This is a genomic window from Streptomyces sp. NPDC001406 (assembly GCF_042895285.1).
GTDB lineage: Bacteria > Actinomycetota > Actinomycetes > Streptomycetales > Streptomycetaceae > Streptomyces.
The window spans coordinates 465,155-483,098 of record NZ_JBIAWG010000001.1 but is presented as its reverse complement, the minus strand read 5'-3'; the positions used below and the strand labels follow the sequence as shown (position 1 = coordinate 483,098).

General features: G+C 68.8%; 15 protein-coding genes. 7 read left to right on the top strand and 8 right to left on the bottom strand.

All coding sequences use genetic code 11. The annotated features are described in order from the left end of the window. Positions 1 to 44: 44 nt before the first annotated feature. Positions 45 to 629 carry a TerD family protein gene (locus tag ACFY1J_RS02140; protein ID WP_390706584.1) on the top strand — a complete coding sequence of 195 codons (585 nt, stop codon included), beginning with the start codon at positions 45 to 47 and terminating at the stop codon, positions 627 to 629. 288 nt (positions 630 to 917) lie between these two features. Here ACFY1J_RS02140 and ACFY1J_RS02135 read toward each other — a convergent pair whose 3' ends face one another. Continuing rightward, positions 918 to 1,571, bottom strand: coding sequence for a hypothetical protein (locus tag ACFY1J_RS02135; protein WP_390730421.1), 654 nt, complete (start codon positions 1,569 to 1,571; stop codon positions 918 to 920). 58 nt (positions 1,572 to 1,629) lie between these two features. Then, positions 1,630 to 3,093, bottom strand: coding sequence for a DUF1254 domain-containing protein (locus ACFY1J_RS02130; RefSeq protein ID WP_390730420.1), 1,464 nt, complete (start codon positions 3,091 to 3,093; stop codon positions 1,630 to 1,632). A 55-nt stretch (positions 3,094 to 3,148) separates the two neighbouring features. On the opposite strand from ACFY1J_RS02130, the gene ACFY1J_RS02125 reads away from it, so the two are divergent. The 4 genes from ACFY1J_RS02125 to ACFY1J_RS02110 all read left to right on the top strand — a co-directional run bounded on the left by ACFY1J_RS02125 (position 3,149) and on the right by ACFY1J_RS02110 (position 7,400). Beyond that, a complete protein-coding gene (locus ACFY1J_RS02125) occupies positions 3,149 to 3,322 on the top strand; it encodes a hypothetical protein (protein ID WP_390706587.1) in 174 nt (57 codons plus the stop codon). 24 nt (positions 3,323 to 3,346) lie between these two features. Continuing rightward, positions 3,347 to 4,252: a zinc-binding alcohol dehydrogenase family protein gene (locus ACFY1J_RS02120; protein WP_390730419.1), complete on the top strand. Its 906-nt coding sequence runs from the start codon at positions 3,347 to 3,349 to the stop codon at positions 4,250 to 4,252. 121 nt (positions 4,253 to 4,373) lie between these two features. Beyond that, entirely contained in the window at positions 4,374 to 5,729 is a 1,356-nt protein-coding gene (locus ACFY1J_RS02115; RefSeq protein WP_390706589.1) for a flavin monoamine oxidase family protein, read from the top strand. A gap of 174 nt (positions 5,730 to 5,903) precedes the next feature. After that, entirely contained in the window at positions 5,904 to 7,400 is a 1,497-nt protein-coding gene (locus tag ACFY1J_RS02110) for an FAD-binding oxidoreductase (protein WP_390730418.1), read from the top strand. Between the two features lie 59 nt (positions 7,401 to 7,459). Here the strand turns inward: ACFY1J_RS02110 and ACFY1J_RS02105 are convergent, their stop codons facing one another. Beyond that, the gene (locus ACFY1J_RS02105) at positions 7,460 to 8,518 is read right to left on the bottom strand and encodes a zinc-dependent alcohol dehydrogenase family protein (protein WP_390730417.1); all 1,059 of its coding nucleotides are present in this window, start codon (positions 8,516 to 8,518) and stop codon (positions 7,460 to 7,462) included. Between the two features lie 750 nt (positions 8,519 to 9,268). Between ACFY1J_RS02105 and ACFY1J_RS02100 the strand changes: the two genes are divergently transcribed. Then, entirely contained in the window at positions 9,269 to 10,294 is a 1,026-nt protein-coding gene (locus ACFY1J_RS02100) for a cytochrome P450 (RefSeq protein ID WP_390706592.1), read from the top strand. A 21-nt stretch (positions 10,295 to 10,315) separates the two neighbouring features. Here the strand turns inward: ACFY1J_RS02100 and ACFY1J_RS02095 are convergent, their stop codons facing one another. The 4 genes from ACFY1J_RS02095 to ACFY1J_RS02080 all read right to left on the bottom strand — a co-directional run bounded on the left by ACFY1J_RS02095 (position 10,316) and on the right by ACFY1J_RS02080 (position 14,331). Continuing rightward, positions 10,316 to 10,873 (bottom strand): GNAT family N-acetyltransferase, encoded by a 558-nt coding sequence (locus ACFY1J_RS02095; protein WP_390706593.1) that lies wholly within the window; start codon positions 10,871 to 10,873, stop codon positions 10,316 to 10,318. A 47-nt stretch (positions 10,874 to 10,920) separates the two neighbouring features. Beyond that, on the bottom strand, positions 10,921 to 11,766 hold the full coding sequence (locus tag ACFY1J_RS02090; protein WP_390730416.1) for an FkbM family methyltransferase: 846 nt from the start codon (positions 11,764 to 11,766) through the stop codon (positions 10,921 to 10,923). Positions 11,767 to 12,337: 571 nt separating this feature from the next. Then, the gene (locus tag ACFY1J_RS02085) at positions 12,338 to 12,850 is read right to left on the bottom strand and encodes a hypothetical protein (RefSeq protein WP_390730415.1); all 513 of its coding nucleotides are present in this window, start codon (positions 12,848 to 12,850) and stop codon (positions 12,338 to 12,340) included. A gap of 989 nt (positions 12,851 to 13,839) precedes the next feature. Next, complete coding sequence (locus ACFY1J_RS02080; RefSeq protein ID WP_390706596.1) at positions 13,840 to 14,331, bottom strand: SRPBCC family protein; 492 nt, start codon at positions 14,329 to 14,331, stop codon at positions 13,840 to 13,842. Between the two features lie 220 nt (positions 14,332 to 14,551). Between ACFY1J_RS02080 and ACFY1J_RS02075 the strand changes: the two genes are divergently transcribed. Further along, the gene (locus ACFY1J_RS02075) at positions 14,552 to 16,903 is read left to right on the top strand and encodes a sulfatase-like hydrolase/transferase (protein WP_390730414.1); all 2,352 of its coding nucleotides are present in this window, start codon (positions 14,552 to 14,554) and stop codon (positions 16,901 to 16,903) included. Here the strand turns inward: ACFY1J_RS02075 and ACFY1J_RS02070 are convergent. Continuing rightward, positions 16,878 to 17,912, bottom strand: a complete 1,035-nt coding sequence (locus tag ACFY1J_RS02070) for a formylglycine-generating enzyme family protein (protein WP_390730413.1) — start codon at positions 17,910 to 17,912, stop codon at positions 16,878 to 16,880. The genes ACFY1J_RS02075 and ACFY1J_RS02070 overlap by 26 nt on opposite strands. Between the last annotated feature and the right edge of the window lie 32 nt (positions 17,913 to 17,944).

The window sequence follows — 17,944 nt, the reverse complement described above, 5'->3', positions numbered from 1 at the left end:
CACTTTGCCTGTCGCAGTCCCCTTACCCAGAGGATGAACCACGCATGATCACGCTCAAGAAAGAAGACGGCCCGGCGGATCTGGACGGAGTGACCCACCTGTCCATCGGTGTGTCCTGGGACCCCACCGCCGGCTCCAGCGGTGGCGTGGTGGGAATGCTCCGCCGCAAGACCGGCACCGACCTCGACCTGATCGCCGTCGCCATGCAGGACAGAGACCCGGTGCGGCTCGCCGGACTCGACTCCCTCGACCCCATGGGCAACGGCTCCCTGGTCCACAGCGGCGACAACCAGACCGGACGCGGGGACGGCGACGACGAGACGGTGACGGTCGAGTTCGCCCGTATACCGCCGCAGATCACGTCCATCGTGTTCATCGCCGCCGCCTTCAAGAAGGGCAGCTCCTTCCAGAAGGCCCGCAACATCAGCTTCAAGGTGTACGACGCGACCGGGGGCAGCTCCCAGCAGGTCGCCGACATCTGGCCGAGCCTGCTCACCCAGGACAACGGCTGCGCCGTGGCGAAGGCCGTACGGGTCGCCGGCAACTGGAAGCTCGAAGTGATCAATGTGACGGGGAAGATCAAGCAGGGCGACGAACACGCCCTGATGCGCTTCGCCATCAGCAAGTAATTCGCCCTCGGCAGGCGACAGGAACGGGCCGTGCCCTGCGCGCACAACGAAAACGCACCGCGCGCAGGGCGCCCCGGCGACCACACCGACGCGCAATTGGCGACCGCCGGTTCAAAGCGCCCCAGGCCGAACGCCCTTTTCTTGCGGCCCAGTCGTCCGGAACACGGCCGGGTGCGGGGCGATCGTCGCGCCGTAGATCACCGCGGGGACCGACCCGCCGCATCAGCCGGTGCGCGGGGAAACGGGCATCGCGCGTCATCGCGAAGACGATCCATCGCGCGCCGCCGCTCAGTGGGCGAGGAGCATGTAGGTGTTCTCGAGTTCGTCCTGCAGCACGTGGGCCTCGCCGGCCACCGGGCGCATGAGCAGGTCCTCGGTGGGGGTGTCGACCTGGTATCGCCAGCCCTGCGGAAGGCTCAGCCGCTCGCCGAGGCCCGCGAGCGAACCGATCGTCTGGCCCGGGTCCACGATCTGGGAGTAGGCCTGCATGACGTAGGTCTTGCCGTCCGGGGTGAGCAGGCTGTGCACGGGCCTGTCGGCCAGGAACCGGTACTCGGTGTCCCGTTCCACCACGATGTCGACGTAGGCCTCCTTCCCCGGGCCGTGCGTCAGTTCGAGTCCCGCGGGGATACGGACCTTGGCGACCCGTCTGGCCTCGATGCCGCCGAACGTGGCGACCTCGCCGACGACGAAGGCGCTGAGTTCGTCGAACAGCCAGAAGCGGGGGCCGTTGAGATAGACCACCGGCACCGCGAACTGCTGGGCCAGCGACTCGGGATCCAGGGCCCTCCACCGATCGAGGGGACAGTCGTTGAGGCCGATGGTGTTGTAGACGGCGGCTTCCAGACTGCCGTCGTCACCCGGGGAGATGAGGAGGATCTCGCCGTATCGGACATCGCGCAGATCGCCGAGGTGGGCGGCCGTCGGAGTCGTCTGAGACATGTCTGCTCCTTCGTCGGGGCCTTGTCCCGTCGTTCGCCGGAATCCCCCTTGCGCGCCTCTAGGTGAGGCGTTCGAGCGGAGGGCATTCCCACGTCGCGTCCACGACCCAGGGACGGGGCCGGTACATGCGCAGGATGACGAACCAGAGGCCCTGCTCGGGTGTGGGCAGCCAGTTGGCCTCCCGGTCCCGGCCCGGCGACTGCGCCTGCAGATGCAGGGTCAGCCCGCCCTCGGAGTCATGGACGAGCCCGGGGGTCCGGTCGCCGATCGAGTAACGGCGCATGTCGTTGGCGATCAGGTTCATGTCCTCGCCGTAGGCGGTCAGGGACCAGAACCCCTCCACCGGCGGGAGGTTGCCGGGCTCGAAGCGCAACCGGTAGCGGCCGGTGGACAGCTTCGCGCCGTCGGCGTCGTCGTAGCAGAGCAGATAGACCGCCTCGGCGGGGTCGTTGGCGGTGATCCCGACCAGTGACTGGTCTGCCGCGCGCTTGAGGAAGTCGTCGCCGAAGCGCCCTATCTCAGGCGGCGGATAACGCCAGCCGTTGACCAGACGCGCCCAGTCGCCGCTGAGCATCTGCTGCTTGAGCAGCGGCATCCCCGTGGCGGCGGCCCGGATCAGGGACCGCTTGACGATCTCGGGCTGCAGCTCGACGTCGAGCCCGGGCCCGACACCGATCTCGGCGAACTGCCTCAGCAGCACCTCGTGGTGCGCGGGCGGCGGGTTCTCGGCCAGCATCGCGTTCAGGGTCTTCCAGGGAGCGAGGGGGTCCTTGGCCGGGTCCGCGGGCTCCAGTACGTCACGACGTGCCGGGAGCGTGTGCCCTTCCTTCCCGAACAGGCTCAGCGGGGTGAGCCGGTACCGCTCCTGCAGCGCGCGGACCTCGGGCACGTCCTCCTCACCGGCGACGAGCGTCCGGCCCAGCACCAGAACCCAAGGGCTGGGTGCCTGTGCCGTGCGCTGCACTCCGTCGGGCAGTTGGCCCTCCCACCCCGGTCCCGTGATGGCGAAGTGCCCCGCCTGTGAGCCGGTGGTGCGCTGGCCGACGTAGTCGAAGTTGTCCGACGTGATCCCGGCCAGTTCGAACGTGAAGTACCTGTCGCCCATGTCCGGATGCGACAGGACGACCGGCTCCGCGCTCACATCGACCCAGGCGAGCGAGTACAGGGTGTCGTTGTTGGGGCACCCGCCGTCCCGATAGGAGGCGTCCATCAGCCGCCGCGCGTGCCAGAAATGGTTGACGGCCGCGTACGGAACGGTCTCCGGGTCGCGTTCCTGCGTGACCCACTGGTGGCGCAGCTGGGCGTTGTAGAGGTACGGGAATCCGTAGACGTAGGCCTGCTCGCCCAGCGTGTAGGCGTACTCCCCGCGCCAGTCGTCCACCCGCCCGGTCAGGATCGGCGTCAACGCCTGACGCAGCGCGGGCAGGACATCGGTCAGCCGGCGGGCGCGCTCCAGCGTGGCCTTGGGGTGGGCAACCGCACGCCCGGCCGTCCGTGCCGCCGCGACGGCCGCGCCCGCCATGTCGCCCGGCGTACGCCACGGAGAATGTGTCTTCGACGATTGTGATATGTCAGCTATGTCAGCCATGTCAGTCATCCTCTCCCGGCTTCCCGATCGCCGCAGCCGGAGGCGTTCGCGTCGGGCCGCCCACCCCGACGTCACCGGCCCGGACGCGCTGAAGCTGATCGAGGACGGGACCGCGGACATGATCGTCCATGAGGCGCTGTTCCTGGCCACCCTCACCTCCTGAACGGCCTCCAGCTGGGAGTTCCTGATGTCCAAAGCGATCACCTTCTCCGAGTACGGCGCGCCCGAGGTGCTGCGGCTGTCGCAGGTCACCACGCCGGAGCCCGGACCGGGCCAGGTCCGGATCCGGGTGCGGGCCGCCTCCGTGAACCCCTTCGACCTGAAGTTCCGGTCCGGTCTGATGGCCGGCAGCGTCCCCGCCCGCTTTCCCGTGGTCCCCGGCCTGGACGCGGCCGGTGTCGTCGATGCCGTCGGCGAGGGAGCCGAGGCCGCCGTGGGCGACGAGGTCCTCGGTGCCACCGCCGGCGGCAGCTACGGCGAGTACGCCCTGCTCGACCGGCCGGTGGCCAAGCCCCAGGCCCTGTCGTGGGAGGCCGCCGCCTCGCTGGTCACGGTCGGCCGGACCGCGTTCCGTGTGCTGCGCCAGCTGGGCGTGCAGGCGGGCCAGACCCTGCTCGTCCATGGCGCCGCCGGCGGCGTCGGCACCGTCGCGGTGCAGTTGGCCGTCGCCGACGGCATCACCGTCGTCGGAACGGTCGGCGAGCACGACATCCAGCGCGTCACCTCACTCGGAGCCACCGCCGTCCGCTACGGCGACGGCTGGGTGGAGCGGGTGAAGGCGCTGGCTCCCCGGGGAGTCGACTTCGTCCTCGACGCCTCCGGCGCCGGCGTGCTCGCCGACTCCGTCGCTCTGACCGGGGACAGCGCACACGTCATCACCATCGCCGACATGTCCGCCGCGGAGCACGGCGTCCGCTTCAGCGCCGGTGACTCCGACCAGGCCGAGGAGCCCCTGCCGGAGCTGGTGCGGCTGGCCGCCGCCGGCAAGCTCACCGTACCGATCTGGCGCACCTACCCCCTGGCCGAAGCGGCACAGGCCCACACGGACCTGGAGGCCCACCGCAACCGCGGCAAGGCCGTCCTGCTGCCCTGACCCCACTCGGCGACCGTCCGGACCCGGGCCGATCGTCCGGACAGGTGTCATCGGGCCACCGCCCGACGGCCGTGGGCGCGGCGCGACGGCACGGCGGCGTGCGGCGCCGTAGAGGTGGACCATGGAAAGCCGCGATGCGGATGTGTGCGTGATCGGCGCGGGGTTCGCGGGTCTGGCCGCCGCGCGGCAACTGGCGCGAGCCGGCCGCCGGGTGATGGTCCTGGAGGCCCGGGACCGGGTGGGCGGGCGCGTCTGGAACCGGCGGATGCCCGGCGGCACGGTGGTGTCGGTGGGCGGGACCTGGCTGGGCAAGGGCCAGGAGCGGATGTTCGCGCTCTGCCGGGAGTACGACCTGCCGGTGTATCCCCAGCACGAGGAGGGCGACCAGATCGTCCGCCTCGACGGCGCCAACCACCGCTACCGCGGCACCATCCCCAAGGTCGGCGCGGGAGCCGTCGCCTCCCTCGCTGTGGCCTTCGCCCGCCTGGACCGGAAGGCGCGCCGCCTCCCCGTCGACACCCCCTGGCAGGCCCGCGGTGCCCGGGCGATGGACGCCCGCACGCTCGCGCAGTGGCTCTCCTCCCCCGTCAACCTGCCCTCGGCCACGGCCCGCAGACTGGCCGCGGCGACGATGAGCCTCCTGTTCTGCGCCGACCCGGCCGAGGTCTCGCTGCTGGGCTCGCTCGTACTGGCCCGTGGCGGCGGCGGGTTCACGTACTACATCGACAGCCGGCGCACCGAGACCCACCTGGTCGACGGCGGCGTACCGGAACTCGCCGTGCGGATGGCCCAGGGCCTGGGCGAGGCGGTACGGCTCTCCTGTCCCGTCGCGCGCATCACCCAGAACGGCGACGACGCCCAGGTGACCGGCGACGGGCTCACCGTACGGGCCCGGCGGGTGATCGTGGCGACCCCGCCCGCGACGGCGGCACGGATCGTCTACGACCCGCCCCTGCCCGCCGTCCACAGCCATCTGCTGCAACGGCTGGTGCCCGGCGCCGTCATCCGGGTGCACACCGTCCACCCCGAACCGTTCTGGCGCGGCCAGCAGCTCTCCGGGCAGACCCTGGCGCCCCAGTCACCGGTGGCCGTCACCATCGACCAGACCCCGCGCTCGGGACGGCCGGGTGTGCTCAGCAGCTACGCGTTCGGCCCCAGCGCCCTGCACCTGGGCCGACTGGGCGCCGAGCAGCGGCGCGAGCTGTGGCTGGCGGCGCTCGCCGAACGCTTCGGCCCGCAGGCGCTGACGCCCACCGACTATCTGGAAACGGACTGGTCGGCCGAACTCTGGTCGCTCGGCGGGATGATGGCCCACTTCGCCCCCGGTGTTCTCACCACCTACGGCAGCGCACTGCGCCGGCCGGTGGGCCGTATCCACTGGGCGGGAACGGAATCCGCCACCGCGATGCACGGACTGATGGAAGGCGCGGTGCGTTCCGGCGAACGGGCCGCCCACGAGGTTCTGCTCTTGGACTAGATACTCATTTTTCTATTTCCGGCGTCAACGTTTATCACCCGCCAAGAAGTCGCCATCCAGCTCAATTAGCGTGTCGGGCAATATCGCCATGGTCGCCCTTGTTAATGTGCGCCTCGCTGAAATCGTCCACAAAGGATCGAACCACGCCGAACGGCGGTCGAGAGGATACCGACCATGCAGGACTTTTCTCGTCGCGGACTGCTCAAGGCAACGGCGGCCGCCGGCGCCGGCGCGGTCATCGTCCCGGGCATGACGGCCGCGGAAGCCACGGCCGCGAGCACCTTGAGCGAGGGGCCCGGGGGTGGCAGGTGCGCGCCGGCCGAGCTGACCGGCCGCATCGTCCGTCCCAACGACCCCTCGTACACGGATGCGCGGCTCGGCTGGGACCAGCTCTTCTCGCACTATCCGCTGGTCATCGTCTTCGCCCAGAACACCCAGGACGTGGTCAACGCCCTCACCTGGGCGCGGCAGAACGACGTCGCGCTGCGAGTGCGCAGCGGCCGCCACAGCCTTGAGGGCTGGTCGAACGTGGACAACGGCCTCGTGATCGACATCAGCGAGCTGAAGTCGGTCCACATCGACACCGCCTCTCGTATCGCGAGGGTCGGTTCCGGGCTCAACCAGCTGGAAGCCGTGACCACGCTCGCACAGCAGGACCTCGCGGTGACCACCGGAACGGAGGGCAGCGTAGGCCTGGCCGGCGCCACGCTCGGCGGCGGCTTCGGCTTCCTCACCCGCTGGCTCGGACTGGCCTGCGACAGCCTGGTGGGGGCAGAGATCGTCGTACCGTCCGGCAGCGAATGCGCCAAGGTGATCAACGCGGATCTGAAGAACAACTCGGACCTGCTCTGGGCACTGCGCGGGGCGGGAAACGGAAACTTCGGAATCGTCACGTCGCTCACCTACAAAGTGGCTCCGCTGAAGAGCGTCAGTTATTTGCAGGCGACGTGGGACGGCCTCGGGGATCTGCACGGGGTCTTCGACGCATGGCAGCGTACGGCTCCGGTCAGCGAGGACCGCCTCGGCACCCAGCTCGAGGTCCACAAACCCCAGATCCTGCTGTTCGCGGTTCTCGCCGAAGGAACGCCGGACGAGGCAAAGGAGTTGCTGGCCCCGATCCTGTCGGTCGGCAACCCCCAGATCACGGTGCAGGAAGGCAACTGGGGCGACGTATATGCGGGATTCCAGATTCCGACCGCGGACGAACCCGCGAACTGGAAGTTCTTCTCGCAGTTCACCAGAAACCCGTTCCCGACCGAAGCGATCGACGTGATCGCAGCGTTCATGGCCGACGCCCCGACGGATGACAGCAACTTCTTCACCCAGGCCTTCGGCGGGGCGGCCAGGAGGAGCCCCCGCGGCGGCACCGCGTTCGCGCATCGCGACGCGCTCTTCTACTCGGAGCCCGGCGTCGGCTGGGGCAAGCGTGGGGACCAGCCGGGCGTCTGCGACCCGCTCACCCCGCAGGCGCAGGCGTGGATCGCCGAGTTCAGCCAGGCGCTGCGGCCGTACGTGAACGGCGCGTACGTCAACGTGCCGAACATCGGGCAGCAGGACTGGGAAACCGCGTACTGGCGGGACAACTTCGACCGGCTGCGCAAGATCAAGGCGAAGTACGACCCGCACAACGTCTTCCAGTACGAGCAGAGCATCCCGCCCGCGTCCTGCTGACCGACCGAGCCCCCTCCCCGCCCAGGGAGGGGGCTCGGTCGACTGCAGGGCGCCGCTTCCTACCTGTCGTCCTCGTCCCGGCCGTCTTCGAAGACGAAGAGTGGTTTGGTGCCGTGCGCGGGTGCTTCGGCGAGCGAGACGGCTTCAGCGAAACGTTCGAGCGGGAACGGCTGCCCCCGGGGGATGCTCAGCACCTCATCGGCGACGAGACCGCGAACCTGGGACAGCGCGCGCAGCGCATCCTCGGGTGAGGCAGCGCCGAACCAGCGGTTCAGCCAGAAGCCACGGACCGCTTTGGTCTCGTAGATGACCGAGCGTGCCTGCAGCGGGATCGTCAGCGCAGCGGGGTCGGTCTGCCGATGGGTCGAGAGTGCGCCGTAGACCACGAGTTCCCCTCCCGGAGCCAGTGCCTGGGACACCTGGGCGCTCACGGGGCCCGCGACACAGTCGACGGCCTTCCGCACGCCGGCCGGCCCCGCTGTCTCGGCCACACGCTGCAACAGGTCCTCGTCCTCGGTGCAAATGACCTCGTCACCACCGAGCGCTTTGATCTCCTCGACGGCAGCGCGCCGCCGCACGACGTTGATCGTGCGCACACCCAGATGCCGGGCCAGCTGAATGACGAGCCGGCCGACGGTGGAGCCCGCGGCCGTCTGCAGCAGCCATTCGCCCGGCTGTACGTCGAGTTCGCGCGTCACGAGGAGCAGCGCGGTCAACGGGTTGACGGCGAGCTGACAGGCGCTGGAGTCGCTCAGATGGTCGGGGACCGGCAGAAGCCTTCGCGTGTCGGCAACGAGGTATTCCTGCCAGGTGCCGGCCACAGGCGGCCCGGGTACCGCCGGGACCGCAGCGGCCACCACGCGCTCGCCGGCCTTGAGTCCCTCGGTGTGCGGGCCCAGGGCCGCAATACGGCCCACGCATTCCATCTGGCCCCCGACAGCGGGAAACTCGGGGGAGAAACCGTAGCGGCCGCGCAGCACGTGCAGATCACTGGCGTGAATCGGAGTCGCCTTCACACGGATCAGCGCCTGACCGGCCTTCGGCGTGGGAACAGGCCGGGATTCCAGCCGCAGGACATCGGTGGGCTCGCCGGCCCTTACGGCCACGAGCGCGCGCATGGATCGAGGCATGAGTGGCCTTTCGTCTCTCATGGCCCGCCAAGGCCCGTGATCAGGATCGCTCGACGAGCGAGTCCAGCCGGCCAACATCAGGACACCGGCCGCCGCCGGCCAGTCATCGAGGCTGGTCGGCCGAGGGTCCCGAATGCGGTGATCCAGGGTTGAATGTCTGCGACCGATGCCCCATATCACATATACGCCGAATGTGGCAACATTGCATGTGTGGCGTTTCGTGCTGAAGACAGACGAGAGGAGAGCATCATGATCGCCAAGCTGCTCTGCAAGCTGTCCTTCACCCGCCACTACGGTGCGTACGGGGCCCACGAGTGGGATGCCTACGCCGGCGACGACGGGGACTGACCGCACTACCGGCGGGCGCCGACGGGCGCCCGCCGACTCCCACCCACGCTCCCGACGACATCGGCCTGGACAGGTACGAAAGCCTGGACAGGTACGAGAGCCAGGGACGATCTCATGGGCCGAACGAATGAGCCGCCGCGGTTGCCCGAAGGCAGCTTCGCCGCCTGGAGCCGCGACCGGCTGGCAGTAGCGCGCCGTGGCGCTGAGGAGTGCGGGGACGTCTGGCAGCTGGAGCCGGGTGTCTACGTAGCCGCTACGGCCGGGCCGTGTGAAGCGGTCCTGCACCGCGCGAAGGACTTCCCCAAGGCACCCTCGCCGCTCTTCCCGCCATTGAAACGGTCGAGCGGAGCACCGACGCCCGAGGAGCGTTCCCACGCTCACGCCGCCCGCATGCGCGGACTGCGACCGCAGGCGGTTGCGGCCCGGGTCGGGGAGATCGCGCCCAGGACCGCTCGATTTGCCGACCAGTGGCCCACGGACCAGGACATCGAGATTCTGCCCCCGGTCCGGCACGCCCTGGCAGAGATCGGCGTGAGCTATCTCTACTCCGAGGACGCTCCCACCCTGCTGCCCTTCGCCGCACAGCTCTTCCTGGCCCGGGAGGTGCTCGTACGCCCCTCACGCTGGGCATGGCCACGCTGGATCCCCACACCGGCACGGCGGTTCCGCACACAGCAGCAAGTCGCCTTCACCGACGCTCTGCGGCCCATCGTCCGCCGGCGCCGTTCATCGGGCCGACTCGGTGACGACGTGCTGGGACAGATGCTCCAGCCCTCCCCCCACTACGGCCTGCTGCCGGAAGAGGCCGTCCTCGACACTCTCCCCGCAATCACGGTCGCCACCTTCGAGACACCGTCCCGGGCGGCCGGATGGATCCTGCTCCACCTGGCCCGGTACCCCCAGGCAGCGAGCCGCGTCGCCGCCGAAGCCGCCCTGCTGCCCGCGGACCCGGCCGCGACGACCAGCGCCCACCTCGACAGCCTGCACTACACCGAGGCACTGGTACGCGAGGTGCTCCGGCTGTACCCCCCGAGCTGGCTGCTGACCCGGCGCGCCACGCGACAGACCGAGCTCGCCGACTACACCATCAACGCCGGATCCACCGTTCTCGTCTGCCCCTACACCGCCCACCGCGACGCACGGGAACACACCGAGCCGGACGAGTTCCAGCCCGAGCGCTGGCTCGAAGATTCGGACTCGCCGACGAAACCCGGGGTCTTCCTCTCCTTCGGTACCGGCCCGCACGGCTGCGAGGGAGCCGCTCTGGCCATGGCGATGCTGACGCTCCTGACCGCGCAGACCGCCCGCCGCTACCACTTGAGCGAGCCGCCCGGACCGGAACCCGGCTACCAGGTCGCCACCTTCGAAGGTCTCGCAACTGTCGGCTTGCGCCTGCGTGCCACCGTGCGCGGCTGAGGGCACGCCCGGACGGACGGCTCATGGTTCGCTCATCGTGTGTCGCTGGTCGAACTCGTCGGCGAGCATGCCCATCATGACGAGGTCTTGGTACCGACCGGCGAAGAAGACGTGTTCCCGCAGGCGCCCCTCCTCGGTGAAGCCGAGCCGACGAAAGAGTGCCAGCGATGCCGCGTTGTGGGCGAAGATCGCTGCCAGGCATTTGTGATAGCGCCGCTCGGCAAACATGAAGCGCAGCAGCAGCACTACCGCTTCTGTCGCGTAGCCCTTGCGCCGGTGGTCGGCACCGATCGTGACATCACACTCGAACCAGCCTGAACGAGGCCCGGTGCGACATGAACCGACCGTACCGACCAGGTCACCCGTGGCCGTCGTGACGACTGCCAACCGGAAGCGGTCGTCATCGCACGTGGCAACGGCTTGCTCCTTCGCCCAGGCACGGTAGCTCTCGGCGGACCTCGGCAGCTCCAGCCGGCTCCCTCGCCGCCCGTCGTCGCCGGCGAACCGCATGAACGCTGTCCAGTCGTCGGGCTCGATGGCGCGTAGGCGAACCCGATGACCGGTCCAGGACGATGCCATGCCCAATTTGATCACGCTGCTGTGCGCGCGGCCACTCGCAGCGCAGGTCAGGGCCTGACCGCGAACACCATGCCGATGTCGCCGGCCTGCTGCACCGGGTCCTGCTCGGTGCTGACCGTGAAGCCGTGCGCGAGGAGGACCTCGCGGACCGTGTCGCGGTTCTGCTGCCAGCGCTCCACCTCGACGACGGCCTGGCGGACCAGCGGCCAATGCCGTTCCTCGATGCCGCTGAGCACTTCGAGTTCGGCGCCTTCCACATCGACCTTGAGCAGGTCGATGCGGTCGATGCCCTGCTCGTCGAGCACTGAGGACAGGGACCTGACCTTCACCCGGTGCGTCTCGAGCCGCCGCATCACCCGGAGCTTGCGGCCGACGAGAAGAGTGAGGACGGGAGCGGGTACGCGGCGCAGGACCGGTCCCAGGCCGCCCTGGCGGATCATTTCGACAACGCTGGCGGTGACCCTCCGCCGCTCGGCCTCGATGTTCCCCTGATCCCGCGAGGAGGACGAGAAGATCGTGGCGGCCGGAACGTAGCTGAAATCGAGCTCGTCCTCACGGGACGCCAGGCCGTAAGGGAGCACGGTCAGACGTCCGTTGAAGAACTCGCGAGCATTGCGTTCGAGTGTCGCATGGAGTGGCGGCACCGGCTCGAAGGCGTAGATCCGCACGTCCCCGTCCAGCCGCTCATAGACGGCCGCCGAGAACACACCGATGTTGGCACCCACGTCGAGCACCGTCGCGCCAGGCGCGCACTCGACGCCGTGGGTGAAGTAGCCGCCCACCTCCTCGCGCAGGAAGGACGCCTCCCAACGATTGATACTGTGCAGTTCAATCGCGCTCATGGTCATGACAAGTTGATGTATCAGGGTTGGAGTCAACAATCCAGCCCGCACGCATCACTTCGCCCGTCGGCGTCCCCGATCCACAGGGGCGCCGACGGGCGAGGACACGAAGCTCAGTGCACGTGGCTCCTCGCCCACCACCGCTTTGGGAGCGAGGTGGGGCCACACCCCGGCCGACCCGCGACATCATCGCCTTGTGAAGGTCTCTGCCTGAGACGCCGTCAGGCTCTGGGATTCCCGTGGCTCCCCGCTCCAGCTGGCGCGGCTGTGGCACGGGCCGACCTTCTCGACGCGAACTACTGCGGTCGCGGGTGGTCGTTGTACGTCGCTGCTGTGCTGGGGCACGGTTATGAGACGTGGGGATGTGGCGCACGAGCCCATGACTCCGGCGCAGCTGACGGTGGAGCATGATGACCTGGCGGAGCTGACCCGGTTCCCGGATGCCGGCGTCGACCCCAGCGAGTTGAGGTCGATCACGACCCTGTTCCTGCATGAGATTGATGCGGAAGCGGACGGAGCGGTCCAGAGGTCGATGGAGTGGCTCAGACGATGCCCAGCTGCGGCGACAACCGAAGAGAGCCGCGAGTGCGGCTCTCTTCGGCGGTTGCCTTGAAGGACGGGGTCACGGGTCAAGGTTGCCGAACTGGTGCGTCAGGACTTCATTCGCATCCGGCGGCGTCCCCGGGGGCTGCTGGACGTGCAGCACGACGTTCACGAAGTTCAGCCCGGTCTGGCGCACCGTCCAGTTGCCATTGGGGCATGCTTGGCGCGGGTTCGGAGGGGGCGGCGGAGGGATCGCCACGCTGAAGGTGATCTGGCCGTTACGAGGGTTGGGGAACGTGCTGATCGGACCAATCACGTCTTCTTCAACGACGGGCTGACCAGGCGCGACGTTGCCACCCCTGTTGACGCACTCGAAGGTGGCTGTCACCTGGTCCGCCGTCAGGAAGACAAAGGTGGTGGTGCTGCCCAGCCCGGCCACCTTGCCGCTGCAAATCAGGCCAACGTTGTTTTTGTTGTCGGTGTCGCACCCGAGATTGCCGACAAAGTGTGGGCTGTCGGCGATGGCTGTCGGGATGCCGACCCCGAGGGCCAGCATCGTCGCGAGCGCGGTGAATGTACGCCGCATTCGCATGTACGCCTCCTTGATAGAAGGTGTGAGGTAGAAGAGCGGCGTGTGCGCGCTCCACCACGATCGATCTCCTGCCGCGAGGCGGTCGTACCGGCGACGGTCGTGACGTCCATCCAATGGCCGCTACGGATGACTGAAGCGGCCTATGGACGGTGCTGGAACGGACGAGTGGGGCCGTCGGCCGACGACGGTGGTCGCGGACCGTCGCCCAGCCACCTCCCCGAACAACACAACCAGGGCCATGGCCCGCGGCGCTCCGCAGTCGAATCGGGAGGATCGGAAGTGCTGGGCCTCACGGTCAGGGCGGGCGTCCGTCGGATCCGCCGCTCGGCTCTGCCTGGTTCGATGGCGGACGGGATGGGAGCTGCCGCGTTCGCCACTATGGGCCCGCAGTCGAGAACGGCGGCCCCTCCATCCCGGTGCCGGCCGATCCCCCGCCGGAGGCATTGCTTTGACCGTGGGCCGCGCCATGCGGTGCTCGACTCGTGGCCTCCGGCCCTGTCCACTGTGGGCGCGCGTCGGCACAGCGTGCGCGGAGCGGGCCGAAGGCAGGAGCCCAGCGCGGAGCGGAGCCGGGAAGCGCCCGGCGGAGCAGCAGCGCAGCCGGGTGCCTTGAAGCCGTATGCGCAGGCTGGAAGTTCACGCCCTGGCGGTGTGCGAGCGGCAAGAAGAGCACCGCGCCAAGCCCACGGACTCACACGCCACCGCACGCCAACGAGCCCCCTCCCATCAGGAGAGGGGGCTCGGGGTGGCACGCAGTCACGCACAAGCCTGGAACGGCCCTCAGAACCACTCCACCTCAAAGACGACGTTCGGGGCACTTCCAGGGGCTGGCAGCAGTGTCCGAGAAGACACCAGCGGCGGTGGTTGAGGCGCTGGCCGGGGCGAGCGGGGGCGAGGTGGCCGCTGCGTTGGCTGCGGCCGGTGCTTCGCGTCCTCGCCCGTCGGAGGAGACACCTGAGACCACCCCACTACGTGCCGACGCGTGGTCGTCACCAGCCGTGGCTCAAGACCTCCAGTCGCTGCATCCCCTCCCGGAAAAGCTTGTCGATGTGTCGTCGGCCGGCTCTCAGGAGCTGGTGTACGCAGGTGTTGGAGTCGATGGCGAGGTTCCAGGTGACGGTCGTGGAAGTGTCGGCTGTGGACGCCAAGGTCCACTGTTCCACCAACGCCGCGACGCCCGGCGCGTTGGCTTCGTAGGCGCAGTAGGCGAAGCGTCGGCCCGGGTCCCAGGCGATGATCCGTTCGCGGGCCCGGATGGCGCCGTAGAGGCGGAAGAAGCGTGTGGAGCCGACGCCATAGGGGGGTGAGCCCTCGAAGTGGACGTCGTTGGCAGGGGCGAACCAGCGGGGCCAGTTCTCCGGGCGTTCGGCGAGCTGCTCGAAGATCGCACTGGCAGGAGCACGCAGCTCTCGGATGCAGGTCTGCCGGAAGCGGGCACGGTCGAGAAAGCCGAGGTCCTCGGGGCGGAGCTGGTAGGTCACCTGTCTCGGCTCCTTCCGATGCCGATGCGAGGCGCGCATGATCGTTCAGGGCGCTTCCCTCGTGTGATCGTCACCCCGTGCCCGATGGCATACATCGCGGGTGCGGCCGATGGGATGACCTGATGTCGGCATGGTCTGTCTGGCATACCTGAGTGGGGACGTTTCTCCTCGGTAAGGCCGTCGCCGTACGGCGCCAGGAATCGCGAAGGAGACCCCGAGGATGGCCATCCCTTTCAAGGGCGTGATCCAAGAGGACATCCGGCAGTCGGTGCCGGACTGGGAGCCGTACAAGCAGCCGCAAGCTCCTGACGGTGCGCCGAATGTGCTGTACCTGGTGTGGGACGACATCGGCTTCGGTACCTTCGACATCTTCGGCGGGTTGGTGGAGGTGCCGGCGATGCGGCGGCTCGCCGAGATGGGAGTGAAGTTCACCAACTTTCACACCACAGCCCTGTGCTCCCCAACGCGTTCGTCCCTGCTGACGGGGCGGAACGCCACCAGCAACGGCATGGCCTGCGTCGCCGAGATGACGAGCGGCTTCCCCGGTTCCAACGGCAGGATCCCGTTCGAGAACGCGAGTCTGGCCGAGGTGCTGGTCGAACGCGGCTGGAACACCTACGCCCTGGGCAAGTGGCACCTCGTCCCCTCGGACGAGGCCACCCTGGCGTCCTCGAAACGGCACTGGCCCCTCGGCCGCGGCTTCGAGCGTTTCTACGGTTTCCTCGGCGGCGAGGCCGACCAGTGGTACCCCGACCTGGTCTACGACAACCACCCGGTGGAACCGCCGGCCACCCCGGAGCAGGGCTACCACCTGTCGAAGGACTTGGCCGACCGGGCCATCCAGTTCATCCAGGAGGCCAAGGTCATCGCCCCGGAGAAGCCCTGGTTCACGTACTTCTGCCCGGGCGCGGGCCATGCGCCACACCACATCTTCAAGGAGTGGGCCGACCGGTACGCGGGGAAGTTCGATGACGGGTACGAGGTCTATCGCCGTATGACGTTGCAGCGGCAGATCGAGCTGGGGATCGTGCCCGAGGGTACCGAGCTCACCCCGATCAACCCGCACGGCGAACCGGAGGCCACCGGCCCCGAGGGACAGCCGTGGCCACTCACCGACTTCGTGCACCCGTGGGAGTCGCTGAGCGACGACGAGAAGCGCTTGTTCGCCCGGATGGCCGAGGTCTTCGCCGGCTTCGTCTCCTACACCGACGCGCAGATCGGTCGCCTGCTGGACTATCTGGAAGGGTCCGGGCAGCTGGAGAACACCATCATCGTCGCGGTATCGGACAACGGTGCCAGCGCCGAGGGCGGGCCGAACGGCTCGATGAACGAGATGAACTTCTTCAACGGCGTGCCCGACGACATGGAAGAGAATCTGCGTCACCTGGACGAGATGGGCAGTCCGAAGACCTACAACCACTACCCGAGCGGGTGGGCGTGGGCGTTCAACGCCCCGTTCAAGTACTGGAAGCGGTGGGTGTCGTACGAGGGCGGCATCGCCGACCCGATGATCGTCGCCTGGCCCAAGGGCATCAAGCAGAAGGGCGAGACCCGCCACCAGTACGTGCACGCCATCGACATCGTCCCGACGATCTACGACATGCTGGGCATCCAGCCCCCGTCCGTCGTCAAGGGCTTCGAACAGAGCCCGATCGAAGGCGCCAGCTTCCGCAAGGTCCTCGAGGACGCGCAGGCGCCCGACCCGCGGCAGACGCAGTTCTACACGATGCTCGGTACACGAGGCATCTGGCACGACGGCTGGCACGCCGCGACCGCGCATCCGCCGGCGCCGTCCAACTGGAGCCACTTCGAGCAGGACGTGTGGGAGCTGTACAACCTGCGTGAGGACCGCTCCGAGAACCGGGACCTGGCCGCCCAGCACCCCGAGAAACTCGAGGAGCTGAAGCGCCTGTGGTCGTCCGAGGCGGTGAAGTACCACGGGCTGCCGCTGGACGACCGCAGCCCCATGGAGATCCTGAACACGCCCCGGCCGCAGCTGGCCGAGCCCCGGGACCGGTACGTCTACTACCCCGGCTGCGCCGGCGTCCCCGAGGTCGCGGCCGTCAACATCCGCGGCCGGTCGTACACCATCGTCGCCGACGTGCGCCTGGACACGCCCGAGGCCCGCGGGGTGCTCTTCTCCCACGGCGGGCGCTTCGGCGGGCACAGCCTGTACCTCATGGACGGGCATGTGCATTACGTCTACAACTGGCTCGGCCGTATGGAGCAGAAGGTCAGCTCCCCGGAGCCGGTCGGCCCCGGAGACCACACCTTCTCGGTGGTGTTCCAGGCACGCGAACGTGACCAGCAGGGCAGCACTCACGGCACGCTCACCCTCTACGTGGACGACCGCCAGGTCGCCCGATCCGACATCAAGACCCAGCCCGGCAACTTCTCCCTGGTCGGAGAAGGCCTCGCGGTCGGCCGCGACGCCAGCCAGCCGGTCTCCAGCGACTACGGCCCGCCGTTCGAGTTCCTCGGCGGCACGATCCGTCAGGTGGTGGTCGACGTCAGCGGGGAAGCCTTCTCCGACGTGGAGAAGGAACTCATCGGCATGTTCCACCGCGACTGACAGCGGCCGGGGGCGTCGGGTCCCTCAACGACGGTCGAGGGGTCCGTTCGTCCGCGGCACAGCGGAAGCCCTGGTGCCCGGTGCTGCTGTCCGGCGTGCTGGAACTGCGGGCGGCCACCCGGTACCGGCGGCAGTAGGAGGCGTGGCACAGATACGAGCCGCCACGGATCACCCGGGCCGTGCCGAACCCGGGCCCGGTGGGGTTCTCGCAGGGGCAGTGGGCGTAGTAGGTCGGCGCGTACCAGTCGGCGCACCACTCCCACACGTTGCCGCACGCGTTGTACAGACCGTGGCCGCCGGGCGGATAGGCGGTCACCGGAGCCGTGCCGTACCAGCCGTCAGGCCGTGTGTGGTGGTCGGGGAAGCGGCCCTGCCACACATTCATCCGGCGCTCGCCGCCCGGCTCCAGATCGTCTCCCCAGGGAAATGTGGCCTGCTCCAGGCCGCCGCGTGCGGCGTACTCCCACTCCGCCTCGGTGGGCAGGCGCTTACCGGCCCAGGCGGCGTATGCGGAGGCATCCTTCCAGGACACGTGCACCACGGGGTGGTCGGCACGATCGGTGAGGTCGGAGCCCGGCCCCTCGGGGTGGCTCCAGCAGGAACCGTGCACCTGACGCCACCAGGGGGCCGCAGCCGCCGCCCGGGTGTCGGGGAAGCCGGAGGGCAGCAGCCCGGCGAAGACGAACGACCAACCGTACCGCTCGGCCTCCGTGACGTACCCGGTGGCGGTCGTGAAAGCGCCGAAGTCGGCATTGGAGACGGCGCACCGGTCGATCCAGTAGGGACCCAGAGTCACATCGTGGACCGGGCCTTCGCCGTCTGCCTGAACTGCCCACTTGTCGTGTGAGCCCATCAAAAAGGTGGCCGCCTCCAGCAACACCATGCCCACCCGGTCGGGGTTGCCTTCGCCAACGCACACGCGCGCCGCTCCGGTCGACGACTCAGATACCGGCGTCGCCGGCCGCGAAGGGCCGCAGCAGACGGAACGCACCTCACGGTCAGACGTCATCCGGCCTCCACACGCAACGTGTTTCGCTCTGC

Excerpts from the sequence above, each read along its gene's own strand:
- ACFY1J_RS02100 (WP_390706592.1), top strand. The coding sequence starts at position 9,269 with ATGCGCGGACTGCGACCGCAGGCGGTTGCGGCCCGGGTCGGGGAGATC.
- ACFY1J_RS02085 (WP_390730415.1), bottom strand. The coding sequence starts at position 12,850 with ATGCGAATGCGGCGTACATTCACCGCGCTCGCGACGATGCTGGCCCTC.
- ACFY1J_RS02105 (WP_390730417.1), bottom strand. The coding sequence starts at position 8,518 with ATGCGCGCGCTCGTGGCCGTAAGGGCCGGCGAGCCCACCGATGTCCTG.
- ACFY1J_RS02140 (WP_390706584.1), top strand. The coding sequence starts at position 45 with ATGATCACGCTCAAGAAAGAAGACGGCCCGGCGGATCTGGACGGAGTG.
- ACFY1J_RS02110 (WP_390730418.1), top strand. The coding sequence starts at position 5,904 with ATGCAGGACTTTTCTCGTCGCGGACTGCTCAAGGCAACGGCGGCCGCC.
- ACFY1J_RS02130 (WP_390730420.1), bottom strand. The coding sequence starts at position 3,093 with ATGGCGGGCGCGGCCGTCGCGGCGGCACGGACGGCCGGGCGTGCGGTT.
- ACFY1J_RS02135 (WP_390730421.1), bottom strand. The coding sequence starts at position 1,571 with ATGTCTCAGACGACTCCGACGGCCGCCCACCTCGGCGATCTGCGCGAT.
- ACFY1J_RS02115 (WP_390706589.1), top strand. The coding sequence starts at position 4,374 with ATGGAAAGCCGCGATGCGGATGTGTGCGTGATCGGCGCGGGGTTCGCG.
- ACFY1J_RS02125 (WP_390706587.1), top strand. The coding sequence starts at position 3,149 with ATGTCAGCCATGTCAGTCATCCTCTCCCGGCTTCCCGATCGCCGCAGC.
- ACFY1J_RS02120 (WP_390730419.1), top strand. The coding sequence starts at position 3,347 with ATGTCCAAAGCGATCACCTTCTCCGAGTACGGCGCGCCCGAGGTGCTG.
- ACFY1J_RS02095 (WP_390706593.1), bottom strand. The coding sequence starts at position 10,873 with ATGGCATCGTCCTGGACCGGTCATCGGGTTCGCCTACGCGCCATCGAG.
- ACFY1J_RS02075 (WP_390730414.1), top strand. The coding sequence starts at position 14,552 with ATGGCCATCCCTTTCAAGGGCGTGATCCAAGAGGACATCCGGCAGTCG.
- ACFY1J_RS02070 (WP_390730413.1), bottom strand. The coding sequence starts at position 17,912 with ATGACGTCTGACCGTGAGGTGCGTTCCGTCTGCTGCGGCCCTTCGCGG.